The sequence below is a fragment of the Bacillus sp. FG16 genome, assembly GCF_057809515.1.
Window position 1 is genome coordinate 1 of the sequence record NZ_JBMDKC010000081.1, and the last position, 25783, is coordinate 25783.

The 25783-nt window shown below is 35.0% G+C and carries 25 protein-coding genes and 2 pseudogenes; 20 read left to right on the plus strand and 7 right to left on the minus strand.

Translation table 11 applies throughout. From position 1 onward, the window contains the following. Window positions 1-49: 49 nt before the first annotated feature. From ACODS7_RS23660 to ACODS7_RS23685, 6 genes and pseudogenes are all read left to right on the plus strand, one after another. A pseudogene (locus ACODS7_RS23660) lies at window positions 50-1003 on the plus strand (DgaE family pyridoxal phosphate-dependent ammonia lyase); the annotation flags it as partial. A gap of 1 nt (window position 1004) precedes the next feature. Further along, window positions 1005-1760, plus strand: a complete 756-nt coding sequence (dagF, locus tag ACODS7_RS23665; protein ID WP_224980921.1) for a 2-dehydro-3-deoxy-phosphogluconate aldolase — start codon at window positions 1005-1007, stop codon at window positions 1758-1760. Further along, complete coding sequence (locus ACODS7_RS23670) at window positions 1753-2769, plus strand: sugar kinase (protein WP_098640208.1); 1017 nt, start codon at window positions 1753-1755, stop codon at window positions 2767-2769. Before dagF ends, ACODS7_RS23670 begins: the two co-directional genes overlap by 8 nt. Next, on the plus strand, window positions 2769-3494 hold the full coding sequence (locus ACODS7_RS23675; protein ID WP_098640207.1) for a GntR family transcriptional regulator: 726 nt from the start codon (window positions 2769-2771) through the stop codon (window positions 3492-3494). Before ACODS7_RS23670 ends, ACODS7_RS23675 begins: the two co-directional genes overlap by 1 nt. Before the next feature lie 115 nt (window positions 3495-3609). Then, window positions 3610-4935, plus strand: coding sequence for a gluconate permease GntP (gene gntP / locus ACODS7_RS23680; protein WP_243168934.1), 1326 nt, complete (start codon window positions 3610-3612; stop codon window positions 4933-4935). A 169-nt stretch (window positions 4936-5104) separates the two neighbouring features. Next, window positions 5105-5296 (plus strand): YjcZ family sporulation protein, encoded by a 192-nt coding sequence (locus tag ACODS7_RS23685; protein WP_001290386.1) that lies wholly within the window; start codon window positions 5105-5107, stop codon window positions 5294-5296. Window positions 5297-5349: 53 nt separating this feature from the next. On the opposite strand, the gene ACODS7_RS23690 is transcribed toward ACODS7_RS23685, so the two are convergent. From ACODS7_RS23690 to ACODS7_RS23715, 6 genes are all read right to left on the minus strand, one after another. Further along, window positions 5350-7326 (minus strand): FtsX-like permease family protein, encoded by a 1977-nt coding sequence (locus ACODS7_RS23690; protein ID WP_016079920.1) that lies wholly within the window; start codon window positions 7324-7326, stop codon window positions 5350-5352. Continuing rightward, entirely contained in the window at window positions 7323-8075 is a 753-nt protein-coding gene (locus tag ACODS7_RS23695) for an ABC transporter ATP-binding protein (RefSeq protein ID WP_000393250.1), read from the minus strand. The genes ACODS7_RS23690 and ACODS7_RS23695 overlap by 4 nt, the downstream gene beginning before the upstream one ends. A 19-nt stretch (window positions 8076-8094) precedes the next feature. Then, complete coding sequence (locus ACODS7_RS23700) at window positions 8095-10050, minus strand: ABC transporter permease (RefSeq protein ID WP_243168935.1); 1956 nt, start codon at window positions 10048-10050, stop codon at window positions 8095-8097. Window positions 10051-10118: 68 nt separating this feature from the next. Beyond that, on the minus strand, window positions 10119-12098 hold the full coding sequence (locus tag ACODS7_RS23705) for an ABC transporter permease (RefSeq protein WP_243168936.1): 1980 nt from the start codon (window positions 12096-12098) through the stop codon (window positions 10119-10121). Between the two features lie 94 nt (window positions 12099-12192). Then, on the minus strand, window positions 12193-13215 hold the full coding sequence (locus ACODS7_RS23710; protein ID WP_048564362.1) for a sensor histidine kinase: 1023 nt from the start codon (window positions 13213-13215) through the stop codon (window positions 12193-12195). A gap of 2 nt (window positions 13216-13217) precedes the next feature. Beyond that, window positions 13218-13913, minus strand: a complete 696-nt coding sequence (locus ACODS7_RS23715; RefSeq protein ID WP_000276738.1) for a response regulator transcription factor — start codon at window positions 13911-13913, stop codon at window positions 13218-13220. Window positions 13914-14117: 204 nt separating this feature from the next. Here ACODS7_RS23715 and ACODS7_RS23720 point away from each other — a divergent pair, with 204 nt between their 5' ends. The 5 genes from ACODS7_RS23720 to ACODS7_RS23740 all read left to right on the plus strand — a co-directional run bounded on the left by ACODS7_RS23720 (window position 14118) and on the right by ACODS7_RS23740 (window position 17419). Then, complete coding sequence (locus ACODS7_RS23720; protein ID WP_243168937.1) at window positions 14118-14702, plus strand: sigma-70 family RNA polymerase sigma factor; 585 nt, start codon at window positions 14118-14120, stop codon at window positions 14700-14702. Then, complete coding sequence (locus ACODS7_RS23725) at window positions 14686-15498, plus strand: DUF4179 domain-containing protein (protein WP_098629331.1); 813 nt, start codon at window positions 14686-14688, stop codon at window positions 15496-15498. The genes ACODS7_RS23720 and ACODS7_RS23725 overlap by 17 nt, the downstream gene beginning before the upstream one ends. Before the next feature lie 360 nt (window positions 15499-15858). Beyond that, a complete protein-coding gene (locus ACODS7_RS23730) occupies window positions 15859-16131 on the plus strand; it encodes an autorepressor SdpR family transcription factor (RefSeq protein WP_001070531.1) in 273 nt (90 codons plus the stop codon). Continuing rightward, the gene (locus ACODS7_RS23735; protein ID WP_224980923.1) at window positions 16128-16766 is read left to right on the plus strand and encodes an SdpI family protein; all 639 of its coding nucleotides are present in this window, start codon (window positions 16128-16130) and stop codon (window positions 16764-16766) included. The genes ACODS7_RS23730 and ACODS7_RS23735 overlap by 4 nt, the downstream gene beginning before the upstream one ends. A 23-nt stretch (window positions 16767-16789) precedes the next feature. After that, window positions 16790-17419: an SdpI family protein gene (locus ACODS7_RS23740; protein ID WP_243168938.1), complete on the plus strand. Its 630-nt coding sequence runs from the start codon at window positions 16790-16792 to the stop codon at window positions 17417-17419. Between the two features lie 45 nt (window positions 17420-17464). Here ACODS7_RS23740 and ACODS7_RS23745 read toward each other — a convergent pair whose 3' ends face one another. Beyond that, window positions 17465-18337 carry an AraC family transcriptional regulator gene (locus ACODS7_RS23745; RefSeq protein ID WP_043935202.1) on the minus strand — a complete coding sequence of 291 codons (873 nt, stop codon included), beginning with the start codon at window positions 18335-18337 and terminating at the stop codon, window positions 17465-17467. A 307-nt stretch (window positions 18338-18644) separates the two neighbouring features. Here ACODS7_RS23745 and ACODS7_RS23750 point away from each other — a divergent pair, with 307 nt between their 5' ends. From ACODS7_RS23750 to ACODS7_RS23790, 9 genes and pseudogenes are all read left to right on the plus strand, one after another. Beyond that, a complete protein-coding gene (locus ACODS7_RS23750; protein ID WP_000859656.1) occupies window positions 18645-19415 on the plus strand; it encodes an ABC transporter ATP-binding protein in 771 nt (256 codons plus the stop codon). Further along, window positions 19402-21351 (plus strand): ABC transporter permease, encoded by a 1950-nt coding sequence (locus ACODS7_RS23755; RefSeq protein WP_000176150.1) that lies wholly within the window; start codon window positions 19402-19404, stop codon window positions 21349-21351. The genes ACODS7_RS23750 and ACODS7_RS23755 overlap by 14 nt, the downstream gene beginning before the upstream one ends. A 142-nt stretch (window positions 21352-21493) precedes the next feature. Beyond that, a complete protein-coding gene (locus ACODS7_RS23760; protein WP_001176064.1) occupies window positions 21494-22072 on the plus strand; it encodes a class I SAM-dependent methyltransferase in 579 nt (192 codons plus the stop codon). Then, window positions 22072-22671 carry a DedA family protein gene (locus ACODS7_RS23765; protein WP_016079930.1) on the plus strand — a complete coding sequence of 200 codons (600 nt, stop codon included), beginning with the start codon at window positions 22072-22074 and terminating at the stop codon, window positions 22669-22671. Before ACODS7_RS23760 ends, ACODS7_RS23765 begins: the two co-directional genes overlap by 1 nt. Before the next feature lie 170 nt (window positions 22672-22841). Next, window positions 22842-23189: a YxeA family protein gene (locus tag ACODS7_RS23770; protein WP_016079931.1), complete on the plus strand. Its 348-nt coding sequence runs from the start codon at window positions 22842-22844 to the stop codon at window positions 23187-23189. Between the two features lie 74 nt (window positions 23190-23263). Beyond that, window positions 23264-23443 carry a hypothetical protein gene (locus ACODS7_RS23775; RefSeq protein ID WP_043935205.1) on the plus strand — a complete coding sequence of 60 codons (180 nt, stop codon included), beginning with the start codon at window positions 23264-23266 and terminating at the stop codon, window positions 23441-23443. Between the two features lie 400 nt (window positions 23444-23843). Beyond that, entirely contained in the window at window positions 23844-24854 is a 1011-nt protein-coding gene (locus tag ACODS7_RS23780; RefSeq protein WP_243168939.1) for an aldo/keto reductase, read from the plus strand. A 17-nt stretch (window positions 24855-24871) separates the two neighbouring features. Then, window positions 24872-25288, plus strand: coding sequence for an SRPBCC family protein (locus ACODS7_RS23785; RefSeq protein WP_016079934.1), 417 nt, complete (start codon window positions 24872-24874; stop codon window positions 25286-25288). 101 nt (window positions 25289-25389) lie between these two features. Next, a pseudogene (locus tag ACODS7_RS23790) lies at window positions 25390-25683 on the plus strand (FtsX-like permease family protein); the annotation flags it as partial. Window positions 25684-25783: the final 100 nt, after the last annotated feature.

Genomic DNA, 25783 nt, shown 5'->3' on the forward strand with positions numbered 1-25783 from the left:
TTCAAAGGTTAGGAACTGAACAATTGTTAAAATATTAAACGTAACTTATATAGATAAAGCTGGGGACCATATTGCGAGAATTCTAGATTCAGAGGCAGCGGTCGTTGTGAATTCAGCATCGAGCGGAATTGCGCTTTCTATCGCTGGTATCGTTACAGAAGGAAATCGCCGTAAAAGTGAAAGACTTCATCAAGAAGTAATCGCGAAAAACGAAGTGATTATGTTAAAAGGTCATAACGTTCAATACGGTGCTCCTGTTGAAACGATGATTTACTTAGGTGGCGGTAAACTTGTAGAAGTTGGCTACGCAAATGAAGGGAAAGCAGAGCATATTGAAGATGCAATTGGTGAAAATACAGCAGCGATTCTTTATGTGAAATCACATCATGCCGTGCAAAAAAATATGATTTCTGTTGAAGAAGCATGGGAAGTAGCGCAGCGAAATAACGTACCACTTATCGTTGATGCGGCAGCTGAAGAAGACATTCAAAAATATGTGAAGTATTCAGACCTTGCCATTTATAGCGGTTCAAAGGCAATTGAAGGACCTACTTCTGGTATTGTTGGTGGGAAACGAAAATATATTGAATGGCTGAAAGTACAATTACATTGCATCGGAAGAAGTATGAAGGTTGGGAAAGAGACGACTTTCGGTTTACTTCAAGCGCTTGATGAGTACGGAGTAAAAGAAGATAAGAGCGAGCAAGAAAAAGAGCAATTACAAGTACTTATGCCGCTAAAAGAATTAAATGGTGTAAATGTAACGATCGTTCAAGATGAAGCTGGAAGAGCAATCTTTAGAGCACGTATTCATATTAACGAGAAAGAGTTAAACAAATCAGCAAAAGACGTTGTGACTGCATTACGCGAAGGGGAAATCGCAATTTATACACGTGATTATGGAGTAAGACAAGGATTCTTTGATATCGATCCACGTCCACTTCAAGGTGATGACATACATGTGATTGAAGAAAAAATGAGAGAAATTGTAGGGGGAAACTAAAATGACAAACATTCAAAAACGTTTTTATAAAGGCCGCGTAGCATTAAATGTATTAGCGAACAATATCCAAAATGCGAAAGATATTTTTGAAGCAGCAGAAGGTTATGTAGTAGTGGGAGTGTTATCAAAAGACTATCCAACAGTAGAAGAAGCTGTTACAGCTATGAAAGCATACGGAAAAGAAATTGATGACGCTGTATCAATCGGACTAGGCGCAGGAGATAATCGCCAAGCGGCAGTTGTAGCTGAAATTGCGAAGCGTTATCCTGGTAGCCATATTAACCAAGTGTTCCCCTCAGTTGGAGCGACACGTGCAAATCTTGGCGAAAAAGATAGCTGGATTAATAGTTTAGTATCGCCAACAGGAAAAGTAGGTTACGTAAATATTTCTACTGGCCCAATTAGTGCGGCTGGAGAAGAAAAAGCAATCGTTCCAATTAAAACAGCGATCGCACTTGTACGTGATATGGGCGGAAATTCATTGAAGTACTTCCCGATGAAAGGGCTAGCTCATGAAGAAGAGTATCGCGCAGTTGCGAAAGCTTGTGCAGAAGAAGGCTTCGCATTAGAGCCAACAGGCGGAATTGATAAAGAAAACTTCGAAACAATTGTACGTATTGCGCTTGAGGCAAATGTAGAGCAAGTTATTCCGCACGTGTACTCTTCTATTATTGATAAAGAAACTGGTAAAACGAAAGTAGAAGATGTGCGTGAATTATTAGCAGTCGTGAAGAAGCTAGTTGATCAATATGCGTAAGAAAATTGCAGCGTTCGGCGAAGTAATGATGCGCCTGCAAGTACCTGGATATGAATTGTTGTCGCAAGCTAACACGTTAAATTACTCATTTTCAGGTACAGGTGTGAACGTTGCAGCGGCACTTTCTCACTTAGGGCATGAAGGGCTTCTTATTTCAACTTTACCGGAAAATTCGGTTGGAGATGCAGCTGTATCTTACATTCAAAAGTTAGGGATTCAAACTTCTCTTGTTTCAAGAGGCGGTAAATATGTAGGTATGTATTTTTTAGAAAATGGATTCGGTGCACGTGCAAGCCGCGTTACATATTCGAATCGACTAGAAAGTAGCTTCAATACGGCGTCTGAAGAGATGTACCAATTTGAAGAAATTGCAAAGGAAATTGATATCGTTCATTTTTGCGGTATTACACTTGCGATGAATGATACTGTGCGTCATCATATGAAATCTTTAGCGAGAGCAGTTAAAGAAAACGGAGGAACCGTCGTTTTTGATTGTAATTATCGTCCCTCACTTTGGGGAGAAGACGGATATGAACAGGCAAAACCACATTATGAAGAAATGCTAGGACTCGCTAATATCGTTATGATGAATGAAAAAGATGCGATGTTCGTTCTTGGGATGAAAACAGAAGAGACGGAGCGTGAGGCGCAGCTGCTGGATCTCATTCCAAAGGTAGCTGAAACGTATCATATCGCTACAATCGCTGGTACTCATCGCTCTATTAACAGTGATAATACACATTCGCTTCGCGGGTTTATATGTAAAGATGGTTCGTTCACTTTTGCAAAAACACTTACGTTTTCTGTATATGATAGAATAGGTGCTGGAGATGCTTATACGAGCGGAATTATTCATGGCGAGATAAAAGAGTTTGCACCAGAGAAAGCTGTTTCATTTGCGTCAGCAGCTGGAATGCTAGCACATACAATCGTCGGTGATACGCCAATGTCATCAGAGAAAGATATACTTCGGGCGATGACGGCATCAGTAGGTGATGTAGAAAGGTAGTGGGTGTAACAGTGAACGTAACGAGGAAAAAAGGACCGTTATATTTACAAATAAAAAACATTATTCGTGATCGAATATTACATGGTGTATATGCGATTCATACGAATATTCCTTCAGAACCGCAATTAGAAGAAGAGTTCAAAGTTAGTAAGATTACAGTGCGTAATGCGATTAAAGAACTCGCTCAAGAAGGATATTTGGAAAAGAAGAGCGGCAAAGGAACGAAAGTGATTCGTAATACTTCTGCGACAAAACTGTCAAAGGGTAAGAAATTTACAGAAGTATTAGTGGAAGAAGGATATAAAGTACAGAAGAAATTGCTAAAAGCAGAGATCGTGCATAATGAAGAAGGAACAGTGCCGTTTCGATTATTCGGTAAAGAGAGTTTTCGTATCGAGCGCCTATATATGTTAAATGATACGCCGTACATTCATTATACGCACTATTTCTCAGCAGGAATGGCGAGTACAGATTTATCGGACTTTGATTTACAATCGCTTTACGATTTAGTTGAGGACCGAGGTATACATTTAGAAAACTTCAGAGATGAATTCGCAGTTGGACTTGCGCCTAATTTCGTTGCAGAAGCGCTAGGGGAAAAAGAGGGAACAGCGTTATTAAAACGTATGCGCTATTCTTATGATGAAGTTGGTGAAGTAATTGAATATAGCGAAGGCTACTACAATACAGAAATGCAGCATTATGTAGTGAATTATGACGTATAAAAAAGAGGGGATGTTCCCTTTTTTTTTATAAAGTAAAACTTTAATTAGTGGAGGAGGGCATCACCCACTAATTATTAGTCCACACCAATCGGGATAAAAGTAAGGAGAATGAGAGATGGATATATACTTATTAATCATCACGTTACTTGCAATCACAATTGTTATTTTAGGGGTATCATGGTGGAAATGGCATGCATTTATTAGTTTAACAGTTGCGAGTTTGTTTTTAGCTATTATGTCTGGACTGAACTTAACGAAAATAGTCACTGCCTATGAAACTGGTGTTGGTAGTGTACTAGGGCATTTAGTTGGTATTTTGGCACTTGGGACTATACTCGGGAAAATGATGTCTGATTCAGGGGCAGGCATGCAAGTTGCAGATTTCTTTATTCGATTTTTCGGCGTAAAAAAATTACCTTGGGCTATGTTATTTGCAGGATTTGTTATAGGGATTCCCGTGTTTTTTGAAGTAGGGATCGTCATTTTATTACCACTTGTTATTTCAATTCGAAAAACAACGAAGCAAAACATATTATTAATTGCATTACCTGTTATTGCGGGATTATCTATCGTACATGGACTAGTACCTCCGCATCCAGGTGCTATGACAGCAATCGGTATTTATAACGCGAACTTAGGAAAGGTACTTTTATATTCATTAATTATCGCGTTACCGACGGCTATTATAGCAGGCCCAATATTTGCAAAGTGGGTACATAAGAGGGTTATACCTGAAAATGAACCGGAGCTTGTTCGAGTTACGACAGTATCAACTGATTTGCCAAGTCGTAAAGTTTCATTCTTTATTATTTTATTACCAGTTGTATTGATGATTTTATCAGTAGTTGCACCATATATTTCATTACCGAAAAAATTGACTGAATTTTTCGTGTTTATAGGAAGTCCAGTAATCGCCTTACTTATTTCATGTTTCGCAGCATTTTATTTACTTGGAATAAGACAAGGAATTAATAAAAAGATGATTAAAAAATTAACAGATGAAAGTTTATTGCCTGTCGGTTCCATTATTTTAATTATTGGTGCAGGCGGTGGATTTAAACAAATATTAATTGAAAGCGGCGTTGGAACGGCCATTGCACAAATGGCAGAACATATTTCGTTATCACCAATTGTATTAGCTTTCATGGTAGCTGGATTAATTCGAATTGCAACAGGTTCAGCTACAGTAGCATTAACGACAGCGGCAGGGATTGTTTCACCGGTTATTCAGCACATGTCTGGTGTGAATTTAGAGCTTCTCGTTATTGCAACCGGTGCAGGTTCATTAATGTTTTCTCACGTAAATGATGCAGGGTTCTGGCTTGTAAAAGAGTATTTAGGTTTGACGGTGAAGGAAACGTTTAAAACGTGGACGGTGCTGGAGACATTGTTAGCATTTATTGCATTCGGTTTTGCCCTTTTGTTGAATATGTTTCTTTAAAAGATACCTGAATAGGTATCTTTTTTTTGATTAAGCCTAATTTCTAAAACAAGCCCGTTTTTAGGTAAGCCAAGCTTCCTATTCGCCCTGAAAACATAATATAAATGGAATCCCCTCATTTAGAACAAGAGGAACTTGTTATGAATGATACTAAAGGAGGAATAGGGTAATGAGCGAAAAGTGTGAACACAGACATGATGATTGCGATCGTAGACGTGGATGCGGAGGCGGTTTTGCGCTTCTAATCGTATTGTTTATTTTATTAATTATCATCGGTGCTAGCTGCTTCGGCGGAGGCGGCGGTTGTGGCTATGGTGGTTACGGCGGTTACGCAGGCGGCTATGGTGGATATTGCTGCTAATTATTAAAAACTATTGAAAATGGCCTTGTGCGTATTGCACAAGGCCATTTTATTCATATTTTTATATGCTGTGATAATTTATTAATGTACAGAGAACGGATTAAGAAGAAGAAAATAATCTCGATAATCCCGAAAAAGGTGAGTACGATACATGTCTCTTTTAGTAAGGAGAAAGAAAACATACTTTGTAAAAACTTAACCGCAAATAATGTGTGAACACCAGCAACGATGTAAGGAACGAAAAATAAAATTCCTAATTGAATCGTTGCAGAGCGAAACATTTCTGATTCAGTTAAGCCAAGCTTTGTAATCGTAATATACTTTTGTCTTTCAGTTGTTAAGTCATTATACATACGGAAATATAAAACACTAGCTGCTCCGATAAAGAAAATAAAGCCGAGAAATGCCCAAATAAAGAATTGAGCGACTGCATTTCCTTTACTATGAACGAGTTCATCCGTAGCTGTATAAATATAAAATGGTTTAATGAAATCTTCTTCATTTTTATGTGCTTCATACAAGGTTTCTGCATCGTGATCTAAGCTTTTTAATATATTTTTTGTTGGGACAATTGCATTTTCCCAATTTGCCACGAAGTAGTTATAGACTGTAATTGTTTCAATATGAGGAATCATATTTTCAATTACTTCATCTTGCATCACAATTAAGTGAGGTAATGCAAAGGGAGGCTCAATTCCTCTATTAATAAAACCTTTAATTTGAAATTCCTTTTTATTAGAGCCAAGTGTAATTGTGTTCTGCTTCGCAAATGGGTTAGACACGAGATTTAATAACGCTGGTGAATAGCGAGAAATATTATAAACTTGTGAAGAATCGAGAGTGATTTTTGGTCTGTTTAATTGCTGTGCTATTGCGTTATAATCACTCATTTTCATAATGGCAATTGATTCTTTTAAAGCTGTATCTTTTAAAACGGTAAACTTATATTTGTCATATTGAAAATTAGCATTTGTAAGTTCAGTTTCAATCGTAGTAATATGCTTTTGTTCAAATGCATTAACACCTTCTGATGTATAGGTGAATGGTATTGGATATCGTTCTAGTATGGGTGCTTTCGTATTATTGTTTGCAGCAAATAACCCGATAATAATTGTAAATGCAAGTGCAGATAGCATAGAAACAATAAAGAGTACATTAATATTACTGCGTGTACGAGAAACTAAATCTGAAATCCATAACATATTTATTTGTTTTAAGTAAAACTTTCTTCGTTTCTTTAAAATATAGATAAAGAGAAGAAATGTTTGTGAAAAAAATAAATACGTCCCAATCACTACAAGCGGTAAAATAGATAGCATAATTAAGAATACAGATCCATTTTGTGCATTTTTTTCCGTTATGTAGCCTTGCGGATAACCGGCAATATAATAACATAGTCCTAAACAAGTTAAAGCAAATAGTGAAATGAGTATAGATGGTTTTTTTTCGCTCTTCTCTTTGTTAACGCCCTTAATAAGCTTCGTTGTTTTTCGAGTACGAATAAACATTGGTGTAAATGTAGAAACGATTAAAAATAAAATGATAAACGTTACGGTTGTAACGATAATCGCTTCTGTTGGCCAATATAAATAGAGACCTTTCGCACTTGTTAATTTCGAAGTGACTAATAAGAAAAAGTTAGAAAATACAAGTCCACCTTGAATGCCGATAAAGATAGATAATATCCCAATTATCATGTTTTCGGTAAATAACAATCTTTTTAATTGTCTCTGTGAGATACCAAGAATAGTGAGTATCCCGAATTGCTGCTTCCGAACATTTAAAAATGTTCCAATTGAATATAAGAGAAAGAAGAACGAGAACATAACGATCACAAGCTGTGCTGTACTAGCTAAGTTCATTAGAGGATCACGTTCTTGAAAGCTTTGTACACTCTGTAAGCGTGGATGATACGCGTATACAGTAAATGAAAAGAAAACCATGATAGAAAACGCACTACTTACAAAGTAGGCGAAATATGCTTTTGAATTACGTGAGACATTTTTAAATGCGAATTGCCAAAACGTCATCCACGTCTGCCTCCTAATAAGGCTAGAACATCTAATATTTCTTGATAAAACTTCTCGCGATATAATCCGCGGTGCAGTTCATTGTAAAGCTCTCCATCTTTAATGAAAATAACACGGTTACAATAACTTGCCGCAAACGGATCGTGCGTAACCATTAAAATCGTTGCATCTTCTTCTTTGTTTAATTTCGTAAATAACTCCATTACGTCAATTGCCGCTTTCGAATCTAGGTTCCCTGTCGGTTCATCGGCTAGTAAGAGAGAAGGGTGATGAATAACAGCACGAGCTACTGCAGTACGCTGTGCTTGTCCTCCAGAAACTTCAAAAATACGTTTGTCCAAAATATGATCAATTCCAAGCTTTTTTGAAATGTTATCAAGCTTTTCATCCATTTCTTTTAATGGAACATTATCTAATGTTAAAGGTAGTACGATATTTTCACCGATTGTTAGTGTATCTAGTAGGTTAAAGTTTTGGAAAACAAATCCTAACTCTTGGCGGCGGAAAATAGCTAACTTCTCTCTACGAAATGTGTGTGGTTTTTTTCCGTTAATAACGACGTCACCAGAAGTAGGAGAATCAATTGTAGAAATAACGTTTAAAAATGTAGATTTCCCGCTACCAGATGGCCCCATAATGGCAACGAATTCACCTTTATCTACGTGTAAATTTATATTTTTTAAAGCAGTATGAGGGACTTTTCCCTCATATACTTTTGAGACGTTTTTTATGTGTAATACTTCTTCCATAATAATCACCTTTCTAATTTTAAAACTTAATATGTTGTGATAATTTTTGCATATAAAAGGAACGAATTAAAAGGAAAAATAAAATTTCAACTGTTCCAAAAATCAACAGTACGACTGTAATCTCAGCGAAGAACGAGAGATGTAAAACTTCTTGTAGCATCTTTGTCGCAAACATCGTATGGATTGATGCCATAATGTAAGGCACGAAGAAAAGAATCGCAAGCTGAATTGTCGCTGAACGTTTCATTTCAGTTTCAGTTAAGCCAATTTTCGTAATCGTTATATATTTTTCTTGCTCATTTGTTAAATCTGTATACATTCGGAAGTAAAGAACACTACCAGCACCGATAAAGAAAATAACACCTAAGAAAGTACCAATTAAGAAGAATGAAGCGACATTTAGTTTTGTTGTGTATAGAGAATCGCTTGCTTCACTTGCATGGAAAGGTGGGTGTTCTACTTGAATTGCTGCATTGTCGTTATTGATTTTTGTGATAAACGATGAACCGATATTATGTGCTTTTTCCCAATCTGTAACTTTGAAGTTATATACACTCATTTGTTTGGAAACGGTGGATAAGGCTTCTACATTTTCATCAGATAGTATGAGTAATTGGTATATTAAGCTGTTTGGGAATGGGCTATAACTTTTATATTCTTTCACTTGTAGTTGTAAATTGTTTTGAGTAAGTGTAAGAGTATTTTTCTTGTCTTCATTGTGAAGTGTTCCAATAACTTGATCATCTAAGTCTTTCATAAGAATATAAGATTCATTCTTATTCACCGTGAGTTTTTCCCAATTTAACGCCCTAGCAAGTACATTATAGTCACTTTGTTTAATTGCGTAATAGAGCTGCGTGTTATCTTCAGCCGAAGATACTTCATATATATCCGTTTTAAATTTCGTATAAGTAAAATGCTCTTCATTAAATTTCTGCTCTAACCAGTTTAAATGTTCATCAGCTAATGTATTTTCAGTATGTGATAAATACGTAAACGGGAAAGGGTTTTGTCTAATTGCATCAAACTTTGTAAATTTTCCAAAACCATATAAGAATGTAATCATTGTAAAAGCGAGTGTCGATAGCATCGCTACAATAAAAAGCATGTTAATGTTTGTCCGAATGCGCGCTGCTAAATCAGAAATCCAAAGCATATTAATTCGTTTCATATAAAACGTTCTTCGCATTTTTAAAATACGAATAAGTAAAAAACTAATTTGTGAAAAGAAAAAGTATGTTCCAGCTGCAATAAGCGATGGAATAACAAATATACTAGAGACGGCATATAAAAGCCCAATGATATCGCCTAACGACATAAAATATAATGGATTGGATTCTAATACATATCCAGTTATTAAACATGCCGCACCAAATAGAGAGATGAGTACGGATGCTTTTCTTTCTTTTTGTTGTGTTCCTTCTTTTAAAAGACGTACGGCTTTTCTCGTACGAATGAGCATCGGTGTAAAAGATGATACGAGAATGAAGAGCCCGAGAAAGATGATGATAGTTAAAACGATAGCACTTGTAGGCGGATATAAATATAAACCAGGTACGTGTGTAATTTTGGCGGTAACTAATAAAAAGAACTGTGAAAAGACAACTCCAAGTTGAATGCCAAAAAATATAGAAAGAGCACCAATTAACATATTTTCTATAAATATGAGTCGCTTTAATTGTTTTTGAGATATGCCAAGTACTGTTAAAATCCCGAACTGTTTTTTTCGTACTTTTAAAAACGTCCCGATTGAATACAGTAAAAAGAAAAATGAAAAGAACACAATGACAACTTCTGAAATTGTCATTAATATGTTCAGAGAATAATTCACGCCTGTCATATGCAATTTAGGATGAAATAAATAAACTGCAAATGAGAAAAAGATTGCGATGGAGAACGCACTGCTTACAAAATAGGCGAAATAAGCTCTGGCGTTCCGCGTCACGTTTTTAAATGCAAACTGCCAAAATGTCATTCACCTGAACCTCCTGATAGGGTGAAGATGAGAAGAGCATAGGAAATACTCTTTTCATCAAGTTTGTTTTAAATATTTTGTCCACTCGTGTATTGTGATAATTTTTGCATATAAAGTGAACGAATGAATACGAAAAATACGATTTCAACGAATCCAAAAATAATAAGAACGGCTGAAACTTCTTTGAACAGAGATAAACCAATTACATCTTGTAGCATTTTTGTTGCGAACATTGTATGAATGGATGCCATAATGTACGGAATGAAAAATAAAATACTAAGTTGAATGGTTGCAGATTGTTTCATCTCTGTATCTGTTACACCGATTTTAGAAATCGTTATATATTTCTCTTGTTCGTTCGTCAAATCCGTATACATTCTAAAGTAAAGAACGCTACCAGCTCCAATGAAGAAGATAACTCCTAAAAATGTCCCGATTAGGAAGAATGCAGCACTGCCAGATGTTATTTTGTATAACGAACCTGCTGATTCAAAGGGGCGAATAAGAGGTCCTTCATACTGGGATGTATCTCGATCTTTTTGTACTTTTTCCATAAAATTATCAGCAATTTTATATGTCTGTTCCCAGTTTTGAATTTTGTAATTGTATGCTGATATATGCTTTACGGTGCTAGGTAAGTTATTTACGATAACATCAGGCAAAACTATCGTTTGATATGAAAAGCCAGCTGGAATTGCATTCACATACTCATAGCCTTTTACTCGTAATTTCGTATTTGTACTAGAGAGTGTAATGTAATCTCTTTTGTAGCTTTGCTCAAATTCGTTGAATATGGTGATATAAGATGTCCCTGTTAACACATATGCTTCGTTATCATCCATAAATAGTTGTTTCATTCGTAAAGAATTCGCAAGTTTGTTATAGTCACTTTGCTTAATTGCGTATACATCATTAAAAATGGCTACATCTTTATCTTCTTTTAGTGGTGTTTCATATATATCAGCTTTTATTTTCTTATAAGAGAAATGCTCTTTTTGTAATTGTTGCTCAAGCCAATTTAAATGCTCTGTAACAAAAGGGTTCGCATCATAAGAAAAATAAGAAATTGGGAAAGGAGAAGTTCTATTAACTTCTAGCTTAATAAATTTCCCGAATCCATATAGAAACGTAATCATTGTGAAAGCGATAGTAGATAGCATCGCTACAATAAAAAGCATATTAATATTCGTTCGAATACGGCTTGCTAAATCCGAAACCCAAAGCATATTAATCCGTTTCATATAAAACTTCCTTCTCTTCTTTAAAATATAAATAAGTAAGAAGCTAATTTGTGAAAAGAAGAAATATGTTCCGATTGTAACAAGCGTTGGGATAACGAAAATACTTGAGACCATATATATAACACCGATTTGCGGGCTTACTGATACGAAATATTTAGGATTTCCAGCTAATGCATAACCACCAAATAAACAGATCGCACCAAATAATGAAACAAGTATGGATGGTTTTCTTTCCTTTTGTTTTCCACCATTTGTTTTTAAAAGGTGTACCGCTTTTTTTGTACGAATAAGCATTGGTGTGAATGCAGATACAATGATAAAAAGACTAAGGAAAACAATGGTTGTTAAAATAAACGCGTTAGTAGGACCGTATAAATATATTCCTGGAACATGCGTAAGTTTGGCTGTTACTAATAAGAAAAATTGCGAAAAAACAACTCCAAACTGCATGCCGAAAAAGATAGATGAAATCCCGATTAACATATTTTCCATGAAGACGAGACGGTGTAATTGTTTTCTCGATATTCCTAAAATGGTCAAAACCCCAAATTGTTTTTTTCTAACTTTTAAAAAAGTACCAATGGAATATAGTAAAAAGAAGAAAGAGAAAAATACAATTACTACTTCTGAAAATACCATTAATCCTGAAATTTCAGAAGTCATGTCAAAGTTTTGTAATTTCGGATGGAATAAGTAAACAGCAAACGAAAAGAACACAGCAATGGAAAAGGAGCTACTTACAAAGTAAGCAAAATAAGCTCTTGAGTTGCGCGTGACGTTTTTAAATGCAAATTGCCAAAATGTCATAGATTATACCTCCGGCTAGAAGATATAGAAGTAGTTGTATTGCAAAAAATGTATGAGAGTGAGTTCTCATACATTTTGCTTGCATATGTTACGATCATGCTTCGGTCACCTTCTCCGTATGTTCTGCCTGATTATTTGCAGCGTTGTGGAAGATGATTTTAATCGTCGTTCCTTTACCAACTTCAGAATTTAGTTTGACAGAGTGACCTAAATAATCACAAATTTTACTTACAATATAAAGCCCCATACCAGTAGATTCTCCGAATGCGCGACCGTTTTTCCCAGTGTAAAACGGTTCAAATACTCTTCGAATATCTTCTTGCGGAATACCAACACCTTCATCACGAACTTCTAAAATAATATCTTTTCCGTTTCGGTAAGCAGATAAGAAAACTTTCTTTCCGCGTTCACCAGAGTAACGAACAGCATTCGTCATTAACTGATAGATGATAAATTTTAGCCATTTCGCATCAGAAGCAACTTTTAAATCAGAATGGACTTCTAAAACAGGGAAGACACCATTACGAATGAATAGTTCTTTTAATCCGTTAATATTTTTTGTTACCGTATCTTTTAATGAAATCGTCTCGACATGGAAATCTTCATGGAAGTTATTTAACCTAGCCATGTATAAAGCCATATCAAGTCCTTGGTTTAGACGCTCTAATTCTTTTTTAAACTTTGGAATTAAATGCTCGTCTTCCATTTCTAGCACCATAAGCTGCATAACAGAAACAGGTGTCTTCATTTGATGTACCCAATGGTTAATGAATAATTGATGTTCTTGTTGTTTTACTTCATACGATTGTAGTTCTTTTTGGAAGAGGCGGTACTGCGTACGCACGAGTTCATTGACACCGTGAGGCATCGGAGCAGTCGCTCTTTCAATAAACGCATCTTCCATTTTTTCAGGTTGCTCACTTAATCTATGGTACATTCTACGATTGCGAACGTAACGATAAGCGAGGAAACAAATGAATAAATATAAACTTAAAACGACGAAGTAAAATTTATTGTTTTGAAATCCATCTACTGCATCATAAAGAACGAAAATGATACCGAAGTTTAATATGTACAGTAGGAAAAATGCAAAATGATCACGTAAAAATAGCTTCATGCTTATTCACTCCAAGTTGCGTTAAAACGATATCCAAGTCCACGTACTGTTTCAATAGAGTTCTCAATACCAAGCTCATTAAACTTTTTACGAAGACGCGTAATGTTTACGTTTAATGTATTTTCTTCAACGAAACTTTCGTCATCCCAAAGCGCAGCTAATAAATCTTCACGGCTTGCTGTACGAGGGAATTTAGATAATAACATTTCAGCTAAAATAGCCTCTTTCTTCGTTAAAAGAACTTGTTCAGATCCGAAGTGAATTTCAGGACGTTCTGGGAATAGTTTTAAACCTTCTACTTCAACGATACGTTCAGAAATATTTGGTGCATAATCACCGTAAATACGACGTAATTGTCCTTTAATTTTCGCCATTACAACGTCGTAATGGAACGGTTTTGTAATGTAATCATCCGCACCGCTTTCAATTGCCATAATTTGTTCCATCTCACCAGCACGCGCTGAAATGAAAATAATTGGACAAGTAGATTCATGACGAATTTGACGGCACCAGTAGAAACCATCGAATTTCGGTAAGTTTACATCAAGTAAAACAAGATGTGGTTTCACAGCGTTAAACGATTCCATAATATCATCGAAATTCTCCGCTACCACAGCCTCATAACCGTACTTCTGAATGTGAGATTGCAGTAATGATGAAATATTTGGATCGTCTTCAACGATTAAAATTTTATACATATGTATATTCCTCCTAAAAAACAATTGTAGCTATAGTGTATCATGTGTTTCAAGTCTTTTCATTATGTTGAAAGATAAGCTAGTAAACAGTATAGGTCAAAAGTGTGAAAAGTAAAAAGTATTATATTTTTTTATGAAATTTGGAACTTTATTTTGCTTACCGTCCAATATATAGTGAGAACATCGTTAAGGAGGGGGCACTACTTGGCAAGTAATGAAGATATACATACCTGGATAGAACGCTTATTAAAAGGTGATGAGGAGGCTTTTGAATTTATATTTAACTTAACAAGTCAGCGAATCTATGAAACCGTCTTTGCTATAGTTAAAAATCGACATGATACAAACGAAATCGTAAATGAAATCTACTTTCAACTTTGGAAATCTATTTCAACATATGATCAATCTAGACCGTTTCTATTTTGGTTGAATGGAATTGTTTACAAACAGATTAGTCAATGGAGAAAACACATATGGAAGAGGATGCGCTTATTTGAAAAACAACAACTAAGTGATGATTCTGTTGTAGAAGTTCCAGAAAAAGTATTATTAAGAAATGAAACAGAAGAGCAGTTATTAACAGTGATACAAGAACTACCATTTAAGTTTAGAGTAGTGATCGTTTATCGCTTTTATCACGATTACAAGTATGAAGAAATTGCGGAACTATTACAAATTCCTATAGGTACAGTAAGATCTAGAATTCACAGAGCGTTAGAAAAAATTCGGAATCAATCTAGTATAGAAATAGATGAGGAGGAATCTAATTCAAATGTCGTTTTCAAATGAATGTAAAAAAGCAATGAAACAAGAGGTCCCAAAAGAGGTTAAAGAGCGAGCTTATCAATCCTTTAGTCAAATGTATAAAAAAGAAAACAAAAAGAAGACGAAAAAGAAATTATTAATAGCAGGTTTAATAGCGGCTGTCATTATACCGACGAGTACAATGGCATTAAACAATTCCTATTTTGCAAAGCCAGAGGTAAAGTTAAATGAAATGATTGGTGAAGAAGTGAAAAAGGATGCTGCGAATGGGAAGTCCATACAGTTAAACGAAAAAGTAGTAGATAATGGTATTACTCTTCATGTAAAAGAAATATTAATTCAAGATGCTAAAATACTTGTTTATTATCGATTTGAACAGCAAGATGGATCGCTTGTTCCTTATAAATTTAATACAACTGGGCTTGAGATTACAAACGATGGTAAAGAAGACGGGAAACAAATAGAGAGCCCACATTATAAAAATAAGAAATTTAATGCTGTTCAATACTTACATTTTCTTAGTAACACTCGTATCGATAATTTTCAAAAAGATCGTATTGGTAATCCGGATGCATCAGATACAGATATATTTTATGTAACGAATCAAGCGGGGGAAAGTTTTGACACAGTGTTAGCTGCTCATGATAAACCAGAAGGAGTAATGGTTTTTGAACCGTTAGAAGGTGAAAGATTTCCAGACTTCTTATCTGTAAATATTAATATTAACAGAATTGGAGGAACGGAAGGAACTTGGACAATGAAAATTCCAGTGGATATGGCGAATAAAACTGTCCAAAAGGACTCTACAAAGAACGAATGATTTCTTACTTATATGTAATAGAATCCATACTAGGTGTGTGAAAGCATGATTAGTTATTGGTTAAATGAATTCGGAACGATAGTAGGTATGTCCTTTATTATAAGCTTGATTATCTTTTGGATTTCTTCTTTTGTTAATAAAATAATAAAGTTTAAATAAAAACAGCTCTTCCTGTATATTTGAAGAGCTGTTTTCTTTTTTTACTCTCCGTAATCTTTAGATTTTACTCAATATAGTAATTGACGTAGGTCAGAAGTGGAAAAAATAAAAAGGGCTGTATACATAATTGACAATTGACTGAAATCATTTTAACATTTAGATAAATATCTAAATGTCTAATTAGTGAAAGGAAGAAAGACATTGAATCAAGCATTCAAAGCATTAGCAGATCCAACAAGGCGAAAAATTTTAGACTTATTAAAAGAAGGCGATCTAACCGCTGGTGAGATTGCTGAACATTTCAATATGACAAAACCAAGTATTTCACACCACTTAAGCGCACTTAAAAATGCTGAACTTATTCAAGATGAAAAGAAAGGGCAATTCGTTGTGTACTCTTTAAACACAACGGTCTTTCAAGATTTGTTGACTTGGGTGTTTACATTTACGAATAAGGGGGAAGAGGGGAAATGAAAAAGCATATATTTCCGTTACTATTAATTGCTTTAACGATTATTGCATGGTGCGCTGCATGGCCTTATTTACCGGGAGAGGTTCCGAGTCATTGGAACATTGATGGTGAAGTAAATGGGCGTATGTCAAAAATGGGAATGTTGATTTTTGATGTAGCAATTATGATTTTTATATATGCACTAGTGACTGTATTGCCTAAGATAGATCCAAGGTACGAGAACTATAAAAAATTTCCTAAAGCACTTGGAAGGATTAATGGAGCAATTTTATTTTTCTTATTTACTATTAATATGATGACACTAGCAAATGCTTTAGGATATAACATTCCAATTGGAATTGTTGTGAACATAATGGTCGGTATCCTTTTTGTAGTACTCGGCAATTATATGCAGCAATGTAAACCAAATTTCTTTATAGGTATTAAAACACCATGGACTTTAAGTAGTGAAGAAGTGTGGAGAAAAACGCATAGGATAGGATCAAAGATTATGATGATTGGCGGTATTGTAATCATATTTTCCTCGTTCCTTCCGGGAATGTGGAAAATGATTAGTTTGTTAAGTGTTGTAGTCGTACTGGTTGTTGGTACGATGGTATATTCTTATATTGCTTATAAAAAAGAAATAGGGGCCTAATAAAAAATTATGGGGGAGAGAGGATGAAAAGACACATATTACCATGGAGTTTAATTATTGGCATTGCAATTGGATGGTATATTGTATGGCCATATTTACCAGAACAAATTCCACGTCATTATAATGCGGCAGGAGTAGTAAATGGATATTTTTCTAAAGTAGAAGCAAGTTCATTCTCGATAGGTAGTATGGTAGTGCTCTATATGATGTGGATAGTTTTTGGATTCATAAAAGATAAGTCTACACAGCAATCCAAAGTTCTTTCAGCGATTAATTATGCCATTCTCTTTATCGGGTTTGGATGTAACATATTTGCACTATTAGCAGCGTCTAATTATATTGCATCGGGCTCAATTGCATTTAATTTTGGACTTGGAACATTGTTTCTTGTACTAGGTAATTACATGCAACAAACGAAGCCGAACGGGTTAGTAGGCATTCGAATGGACTGGACATTAGAAAATCCTGTAGTTTGGAGAAAAACACACCGATTTGCTTCGAGGGTATTTGTAATAGGTTCACTTTGTATATATGCTGGGGCTTTGCTTCCAGATCCATTTAATATTTTTATGGGGATTGGAATCATATTAATATGCATTATCGTATCAACAATAAAGTCATATAGTATTTATAAAGAAGAGTTGAAAATGTAAATAAAGCTGCTTTTCCTTTTAGGGAAGAGCAGCTTTGTTTTTTTATCACTTCTTCAAAACCGGTATCCAAATTTCACTTTTAAAGTTTGGAGAAGATATGTCTTTCTGTTCATTCCACAATATTTCCGGTCCTTCCGCTAGTTCATAGTTCGAAGAAGGAAACCATTCAGAATAAATACGCCCCCATACATTTTGTAATGCATCAGGAAATGGACCGACAGCTTCGAATATAGCCCATGTTGAAGCTGCAACTTCAAGCTGCGCGAATTGCTCTGGACAATCCTTTGTTGTGGCTACTCCAATATAGTGATCAAGTTCTCCCTTTTCCGCCATTCTTCCTTCAGAAAAATTAGTAGAAGCACTAATAATTCCAGTAGGTTCAATGTTTGAAAGGGACTTTAATGTTTGAATAGACTCTGGGTTTAAACTTTTCCACATAGAAGCAATTTCTTCATTTACACCGTTAAAAACGATTGGGACTCGTTTTGTAATACCTATAATTCGAAATGGCTCTTTTTCTTCAATTCGATAGTTCATTTCATTTCCTCCTTGAATAGATAATTGGAAGGTCATTGGTGAATAAGCCTTCAAAGAATGGCTACTATTTCGGGCCTCTGAAGGTGTTATACCGTGCAAGTTTTGAAATGCACGAGCGAATGAATCTGGTGAGTTGTAGCCATATTTTATAGCGATATCAATGACTTTTACATTGTTGTTTTTTAGTTCAAAGGCAGCGAGAGTAAGACGTCTACAGCGAATATATTCTGATAGTGATATGCCAGCTAAAAAAGAAAACATTCTCTTGAAATGATATTCGGAGCAGTAAGCTATTTTTGCGACTTCCTTAAAATCAATTTCATGTGTAAGGTTGTCTTCGATATACTGCATTGCAGCATTCATATTTTTAAGTGAATCCATATTATGACCTCCTCTGTACATAGAATAGCAGGAATGAAATAGCTCCATCCGACATTTCGTGCACAACTTTGTAGGGTACATTTTTCACCTTACAAAATTGTAATGTTCCTGTAAGGAGAATGAATGGATGGTATGATATCCCAATGTTATAGTAACAAAGTACTTTAATTCATTACGTTAACTTTTTGATTTCTTTACTTATGTGCCTTACATAACTGTCATGTTTGTGTAAGAAACATCGATAGTGGCAAGAGTAGAGAGTGTATATAGTTGAAAATAGAGAATAGAAGAAATGAGGGATGTCGAGATGAAAACAGTGTTAGAAGCAAAAAATATTGAAAAAGTATATGACACGGGTGGTAACAAATTTGCAGCGTTAAAAGGTATTAACTTACAAGTAAAAGAAGGTGAGTTCGTTGGAATTATGGGACCTTCTGGTTCTGGTAAGACGACTTTACTAAATGTTCTTTCTACAATTGATAATGCGACGAACGGTGAAATTTTAATTGATGGCAAAGATATCGTGAAAATGAATGACGATAAGTTAGCGTTATTCCGCCGCGATCATTTAGGTTTCATTTTCCAAGATTATAACTTATTAGATACGTTAACAGTGAAAGAGAATATCGCTTTACCACTTGCGTTATCAAAGGTGAAAGCGAGTGAGATTGATCGCCGCGTTCTTGAAATCTCAAAGAAATTTGGCATTGATCATATTTTAAGTCAGTTCCCATATCAAGTATCTGGTGGACAGAAGCAGCGCTGCGCAGCATCGCGTGCAATCGTTACGAATCCAAGTATGATTTTCGGGGACGAGCCAACTGGAGCGCTTGATTCTAAATCTGCAACAGATTTACTTGAAAGTATGAAGTCATTAAATGAATATGATAACTCAACAATTTTAATGGTAACGCATGATGCATTTGCAGCAAGTTATTGTAAACGAGTTATTTTCATTAAAGATGGTGAACTATATAAAGAATTGCACCGTGGTGAATCAACGCGTAAACAGTTCTTCCAAAAAGTCGTTGACGTAATGTCTTCTATTTCTGGAGGTATGGCTGATGACCTTATCTAGCATTGCCCTCCGCAACATACAGCGGAACTTTAAAGACTACTTTGTATATTTCGCATCTATGATTTTTAGTATCGTTATTTATTTTACATTTAAGGCACTGCAATATAATTCACAAATGGAAAAAGCGGCAGAAGCTTCTAAAAAGATTAGCGGAGCGTTCCAAGTTTCCAGTGTGATGCTTATCATTTTCGTAGCAGTGTTCATTATATACTCGAACGGATTCTTTACACGTAAACGTAAAAAAGAAGTTGGCTTATATTCGTTATTAGGTATTCGTAAAAGACAAATTGGTAAAATGCTCTTTTATGAAAATATGTTAATGGGATTAATGTCATTAGTAATCGGGATTGCGATCGGTAGTGTCCTTTCGAAATTATTCCTTGAGTTATTAGTAAATATGATGGGATTAAATTTAAACGTTCATTTTGAAGTACCGATGGCTGCCATTATTGATACAGCGATTATTTTCTTTGTGATTATTTTATATACATCACTTCAAGGATATCGTTTAATTTATCGCTTTAAGTTAATTGAACTTTTCCGCGCAGAACGTGAAGGAGAAGCAATGCCAAAAGGATCTGTCATCATGGCATTAATTTCAGTTTTCTTAATCGGTTCAGGTTATTTTTTAGCGCTAATGTACATGAAAGCAGTTATGTATGCAGACTTTATGGTCGTTGCATTATATATTTTATTAGCGACAGTAGCAGGGACTTATTTACTGTTCATGTTCTTCACAGTATTTGTATTGAAACGTGCAAGAAATAATAAGTCAGCATTTTATAATGGTATGAATATGGTAACGACATCGCAGTTACTATATCGTATTAAAGGAAATGCGAAATCATTGGCGACAATCGCTATTTTAAGTGCAGTTACATTAACAGCGGTTGGTACGTCAGTTACGATGTATTACAACACATTTACGCAATCAAAAGTTGCTGCGCCGTATAGTTATTCCTATGAGAAAAAAGATGCAGCATTAGATAAAAAAGTAAATGAGATACTTGCTGGAGAGAAGAATAATCACCCAGTCACATATGAATCAGAAGTTGAAATGATTCCTGTGAAAGGAACATTTAAAGGTGAAAGAGCTGATCAAGTTCTGAACACACACTATAATGTTACGAATCAGTACCAGCTTATTTCTCAATCAAGCTTTAATAAACATGTGAAACATTTAGATGTAGAACCTGTAAATTTAAGTGCGAATGAAGCTTTCGTATATGATAGCTTATATATTGAGAAACTTGATTTTGGTCCTCTTTATACAGGAAATACAGCTGTATTCCCTGTTGGAAATGAGTCAAAAGAATTAAAAATTAAAGGTGTAAATAATAGAAGCCTTACAAATTTAAATGAACTATTTGTAATCGTTCCTGATAAAACATATGAGCAAGTGAAACAAGTAAACGAAACGCGTACTGTAAAAAATATTGATGTAAAAGGTGAGCGAAATAGTAAAGAGTTAACAGCAAAATTAGCAAGCATTATGCCAGCTGGAGAATCAGAAGTTTTAAAACCATTTAACGATTTCTATACAGGATTCCAAATGGGGCTTGAAACGACAGGCTTAATGATGTTTATTGGGTTATTCTTAGGATTAGTATTCCTATTAGCAACAGGCTCAATCATTTACTTTAAACAATTAACAGAAGCAAGTGCTGACCGTGATCGTTACATTGTCCTTCATAAAGTTGGTGTAACGAAGCAAGAAATGAAGAAAGCTATCGCAAAACAAGTAAGCTTTATCTTCGCTATTCCGTTAGTAATCGGTATTTTACACAGCTTATTTGCACTAAAAGGTTTATCAAATATATTACCATTTGAAATTATGATTCCGCTTCTCATTAGTATTGGAGTATACGGTGTCATCTATATTGGATATTACTTCTTAACGGTTCGTTCTTATTATAAGATCGTGAGTGCGAAGTAATAAGGGGCAGCTATCGCTACACGCGATAGCTGTTTTTTTATTCTTCATAAAATCTTAAGAAACTTCCTCAATTTTTATTAAGAAACGATAGTTATACTTAGACACAAGTTAAAAATTATCGAACGAATGAGGAGAGGTTTACATGCAGCTCATTACATTTTTACATGAATTTATAAAGCATCCAAAACATACTGGTGCAATTGCGCCAAGTTCAAAAATATTAGCAAAGAAAATGGTCGATGTAATTGATTTTAATAAAGCGAAATGTATTGTAGAGTTAGGGCCTGGCACAGGGGTTTTTACGAAAGAGATTATGAAGAGAAAAAAGAAGGAAACAATATTTCTTCTTATTGAAATTAATGAAGTATTTTTCAAAGAATTAAAAAGAAAGTTTAAAGATGAGCAGAATGTCATTGTTGTACACGGTTCAGCTGAAAATATAAAGAAGTATATGGAGGAGCTCAATATAGAATGCATTGATTACGTTTTATCAGGGTTGCCTTTCACTTCTTTACCAGAAGAAGTTTCAAAGCGCATTTTAAATAATGCGATGGAAGCGATACATGAGAATGGTGAATTCATTACATTTCAATATTCACTTGTGAAAAAAGGGTTTATACAGCATTTCTTCCCTGAAATTACACTAGAAAAAGTATGGCTCAATTTCCCGCCAGCCTACGTCTTTAGTTGCAAAAAAGAACTAAGGAGAGCGTATGCATAATGGAATTACATGAATTATTATCCTATATCGAGCAATACGGTTATTGGGCATTATTTTTCTGCCTATGGTTAGGCATTATCGGTATGCCAATTCCAGATGAAATGATTGTTATGAGTGGTGGTTTCGTATCTTCAGTAGGTATATTAAGTGTTGTTCCTTCATTCGTATTAACATATTTAGGTGTTGTATCAGGGCTTTCTTTAGGATATATATTAGGGAAGGTATTTGGCACGAAGGTACTCCATAAATTGATGAAAAAGAAAAAAGCGAAGTATTTGATAAAATCACAAGAAATGGTTGATAAATACGGACAGTACGCGTTAGTTACAAGTTATTTCATACCAGTTGTAAGACATATCGTGCCGTATTTAGTTGGAATGAATAATATGTCATTTAAGACGTATGCTTTGTATTCTTATACGACAGGATTTGTTTGGACACTCGTTTATTTCGTACTAGGTTCTTTATTTGGACAACATATTGAAAGAATTGTAGCAGTTGCGATAGAGTATGGTATGTATTTTGGCGGAAGTATTGCATTGATTGTGAGTGTGTTTTATTTATACAGACAAAAAAGAAATACAGTGATGAGTAAATAAAGGAGGCGAAAGCCTCCTTTTATTATTAATATGGATTCATTTATTGAAGTGCGGATGCAAAGCCCTGTTACATTAAGAAAAAGTTAAGAAACCGTACGAGTTTTTATTAAGAAATGCTCTCTATACTTAGAAAGGTCTTATAGAAAAACATAATGAAAGGCGGAATATAGATGAAAAGATTTATTTTTGGATCATTACTGGTTATCGTCGCAGGAGCGGCATATTTATTAAAGGGGAATGCTGCAGTGGATTCCATGAATCCGTTTCTTAAATTAGAATATCGTTATGCGGTAATTGATAACGATGGAGAAGATTTAGGTGAAAATAAAGGCCGTGCATACACAGTGAACACATATGATAAGGATGGAAATAAAAAAGAGATAACAATTGATGGAGTGGATACACTGCAAAAAGGTTCCTACTGGCATGTAATTACGAGAGGAAAGTCTGTGCACGATAAAGTGCAAATAGAAGAAGAAATAATTCCTGATGGCGCGAAGGTGAAGTTAGGATTATAAGTATAGAACCGATTCTCAATAGGGGAATCGGTTTTGTTATTTTATGGTAACATGTAGAAGGGGGAGTGAGAGTTATGCTACTCATTGTTAGTCTTATATTGATTGGGATTATGTGCAGTATGAGAATAGTATCCTTACATATGATAGAACGAGAAAAGATAGAAGAGAGATATGTATATTGCCCAAAATGTGATGCGAGAATTAGAAAAGGGAATGCTGCGCCTTTTTGTTCAAAATGTAATTTAATATTTTAGAGGAGGTAAAAAGGCAACAACGAACATATTTCATTTCGTTGTTGCCTTTTTTTATGAAGAATAATAACAACTTTCTATGTTCCACTGATAATTTCTATAGTTACCTCCACAAGAATAGTGGTTTTTTTTAAATAAAATCATTTTTAATAATTTTATTTTGGAGCTACAGACGTTGAAACATAAAATTGTTACTTATTAGTATCTATAACACTTTAAAGTGCGTACTTTTTATTGTGTTGTAGATAAGACATAATTACATACGTGAGAGGGAAATGAGTAGTGTAGAACTAAAAAGCATATACGTTATTTTTCATAACTATCGTGTTTTGATCGGTCATCCCTTTTCACATTATTTACATCCATTAATCATTTTTATATAAATTTTAGGAGGAGATTTTAAATGAAAGATTTATTAAAAGGTACACTTGGTTTTGGTACGGCACCACTAGGTAATATGTACCGTAATATTCCGGAAGAAGAAGCAATCGCAACAGTGGATGCCGCTTGGGATAATGGTGTTCGTTACTTTGATACAGCTCCACTTTATAGATCTGGTTTAGCAGAGATTCGTCTTGGTGAAGCACTATCGAAAAGAAATCGTGATGAGTACTTCTTAAGTACAAAAGTAGGTCGAATTATTTCAGATGAATTGGAAGATCCATCTACACGTGATTTAGGTGAAAAAGGCGGACTGTTCGAATTTGGTCGTAAAAATAAAATTATCAATGACTACAGTGCGGACGCAACTCTTCGTTCTATTGAAGACAGTTTAAAACGTTTAAAAACAGATCGTCTAGATTTTGTTTATATTCATGACGTAGCACAAGATTTTTATGGAGATGAGTGGATTTCACAATTTGAAATTGCTCGAACAGGAGCATTCCGTGCACTTACGCAATTACGTGATGAAGGTGTAATTAAAGGCTGGGGACTTGGAGTGAATAAAGTAGAATCAATTGAACTTATGCTGGACTTAGAAGAAGCAAAACCAAATGTATCTTTACTAGCTGGTCGCTATTCATTATTAGACCATGAGCGTGCATTAGAACGTGTAATGCCTGCAGCTGTAAAAAATAATATGGACATTGTTGTTGGTGGACCATATAGCTCAGGTGTTCTTGCTGGAGGAGCTCACTTCGAATACCAAAAAGCGTCACCAGAAATCATTGCAAAAGTTAATAAAATGAAAAACCTTGCAGATCGTCATGGAATCAGTATTAAAGCTGCTGCTTTACAATTTGCATTGGCTAATCCAGCAGTTGCTGCTGTTATTCCTGGTGCAAGTAAACCGGAACGAATTGCAGAAGACCAAGCTGCATTGAAAACAGTGATTCCGGTAGCATTCTGGGAAGAAATGCGCGAACAAAAATTGGTTGCAGCTAATGCACCACTACCAATCAACGTTAAATAAAAAGGAGAGTAATTAACATGGCAAACACTATTACATCTATTGAAATTCCAGCTTCACCTGAACAAGTATGGAAATTAATTGGAGGTTTTGATGCACTTCCAGATTGGTTACCGTATATTCCTAGCAGTAAAGTAACTGAAGGCGGACGTGTACGTCATTTAGCTAATCCTGATGGCGATGCGATTGTAGAACGTTTAGAAGCATTTAATGAGAAAGAGCGCTACTACACATATTCAATTATGCAAGCACCATTCCCTGTAACTAATTATTTATCTACAATCCGTGTTAAAGAAGGTAAAGATGCTAACACATCATTAGTTGAATGGTCTGGTAGCTTCACTCCTGTAGAGGTTACTGATGAAGAGGCAATTAATCTATTCCATGGAATTTATAAAGATGGTTTAGAGGCATTACAACAAGCATATTTAGCTTAACCAATTTATTAAACATTTGAAAGTCTGCAGTGTAACAACTGCAGGCTTTTTTATGATTAGTGCATTTCTTTTTAAGAAAATATCTCTATACTCAATGCTGTTACTTAAAGAGGACAGAAGCACATGCAGATCGTGAGCGTTACATCGTTCTTCGAAAACTAGGTGTCACGAAAAAAGAAATGAAAAAAGCAATCGCAAAACAAATGAGATTTATCTTCTTCATTCCTTTAGTAGTTGGTATATTACACACTTTATTTGCGCTAAAAGGATTAGCGACAGTGATTCCGTATGAAATTGCAGTTCCGTTACTAATTAGCATCGGTGTGTATAGTGTTATTTATATTGGTTATTATTACTTAACAGTTCGTTCTTATTTCAGGATTGTTAGTAAATGAAAATAAGGTATACAGTTTTTGAAAAAGCGAAAGAGAGCATAGTGAAAATGAACTGCACCCCAATTGTTAGACACAGTCTAACAATTGGAGGTGCAGTTTT

What these genes read in the sequence shown, in the direction of transcription:
- ACODS7_RS23715 (WP_000276738.1), bottom strand. Translation starts at nt 13,913, where the DNA reads ATGTATAAAATTTTAATCGTTGAAGACGATCCAAATATTTCATCATTA.
- ACODS7_RS23710 (WP_048564362.1), bottom strand. Translation starts at nt 13,215, where the DNA reads ATGAAGCTATTTTTACGTGATCATTTTGCATTTTTCCTACTGTACATA.
- ACODS7_RS23780 (WP_243168939.1), top strand. Translation starts at nt 23,844, where the DNA reads ATGAAAGATTTATTAAAAGGTACACTTGGTTTTGGTACGGCACCACTA.
- gntP (WP_243168934.1), top strand. Translation starts at nt 3,610, where the DNA reads ATGGATATATACTTATTAATCATCACGTTACTTGCAATCACAATTGTT.
- ACODS7_RS23750 (WP_000859656.1), top strand. Translation starts at nt 18,645, where the DNA reads ATGAAAACAGTGTTAGAAGCAAAAAATATTGAAAAAGTATATGACACG.
- ACODS7_RS23725 (WP_098629331.1), top strand. Translation starts at nt 14,686, where the DNA reads ATGTCGTTTTCAAATGAATGTAAAAAAGCAATGAAACAAGAGGTCCCA.
- ACODS7_RS23775 (WP_043935205.1), top strand. Translation starts at nt 23,264, where the DNA reads ATGCTACTCATTGTTAGTCTTATATTGATTGGGATTATGTGCAGTATG.
- ACODS7_RS23705 (WP_243168936.1), bottom strand. Translation starts at nt 12,098, where the DNA reads ATGACATTTTGGCAATTTGCATTTAAAAACGTCACGCGCAACTCAAGA.
- dagF (WP_224980921.1), top strand. Translation starts at nt 1,005, where the DNA reads ATGACAAACATTCAAAAACGTTTTTATAAAGGCCGCGTAGCATTAAAT.
- ACODS7_RS23670 (WP_098640208.1), top strand. Translation starts at nt 1,753, where the DNA reads ATGCGTAAGAAAATTGCAGCGTTCGGCGAAGTAATGATGCGCCTGCAA.
- ACODS7_RS23770 (WP_016079931.1), top strand. Translation starts at nt 22,842, where the DNA reads ATGAAAAGATTTATTTTTGGATCATTACTGGTTATCGTCGCAGGAGCG.
- ACODS7_RS23740 (WP_243168938.1), top strand. Translation starts at nt 16,790, where the DNA reads ATGAAAAGACACATATTACCATGGAGTTTAATTATTGGCATTGCAATT.
- ACODS7_RS23755 (WP_000176150.1), top strand. Translation starts at nt 19,402, where the DNA reads ATGACCTTATCTAGCATTGCCCTCCGCAACATACAGCGGAACTTTAAA.
- ACODS7_RS23690 (WP_016079920.1), bottom strand. Translation starts at nt 7,326, where the DNA reads ATGACGTTTTGGCAATTCGCATTTAAAAATGTCTCACGTAATTCAAAA.
- ACODS7_RS23685 (WP_001290386.1), top strand. Translation starts at nt 5,105, where the DNA reads ATGAGCGAAAAGTGTGAACACAGACATGATGATTGCGATCGTAGACGT.
- ACODS7_RS23785 (WP_016079934.1), top strand. Translation starts at nt 24,872, where the DNA reads ATGGCAAACACTATTACATCTATTGAAATTCCAGCTTCACCTGAACAA.
- ACODS7_RS23760 (WP_001176064.1), top strand. Translation starts at nt 21,494, where the DNA reads ATGCAGCTCATTACATTTTTACATGAATTTATAAAGCATCCAAAACAT.
- ACODS7_RS23765 (WP_016079930.1), top strand. Translation starts at nt 22,072, where the DNA reads ATGGAATTACATGAATTATTATCCTATATCGAGCAATACGGTTATTGG.
- ACODS7_RS23735 (WP_224980923.1), top strand. Translation starts at nt 16,128, where the DNA reads ATGAAAAAGCATATATTTCCGTTACTATTAATTGCTTTAACGATTATT.
- ACODS7_RS23695 (WP_000393250.1), bottom strand. Translation starts at nt 8,075, where the DNA reads ATGGAAGAAGTATTACACATAAAAAACGTCTCAAAAGTATATGAGGGA.
- ACODS7_RS23700 (WP_243168935.1), bottom strand. Translation starts at nt 10,050, where the DNA reads ATGACATTTTGGCAGTTTGCATTTAAAAACGTGACGCGGAACGCCAGA.
- ACODS7_RS23745 (WP_043935202.1), bottom strand. Translation starts at nt 18,337, where the DNA reads ATGGATTCACTTAAAAATATGAATGCTGCAATGCAGTATATCGAAGAC.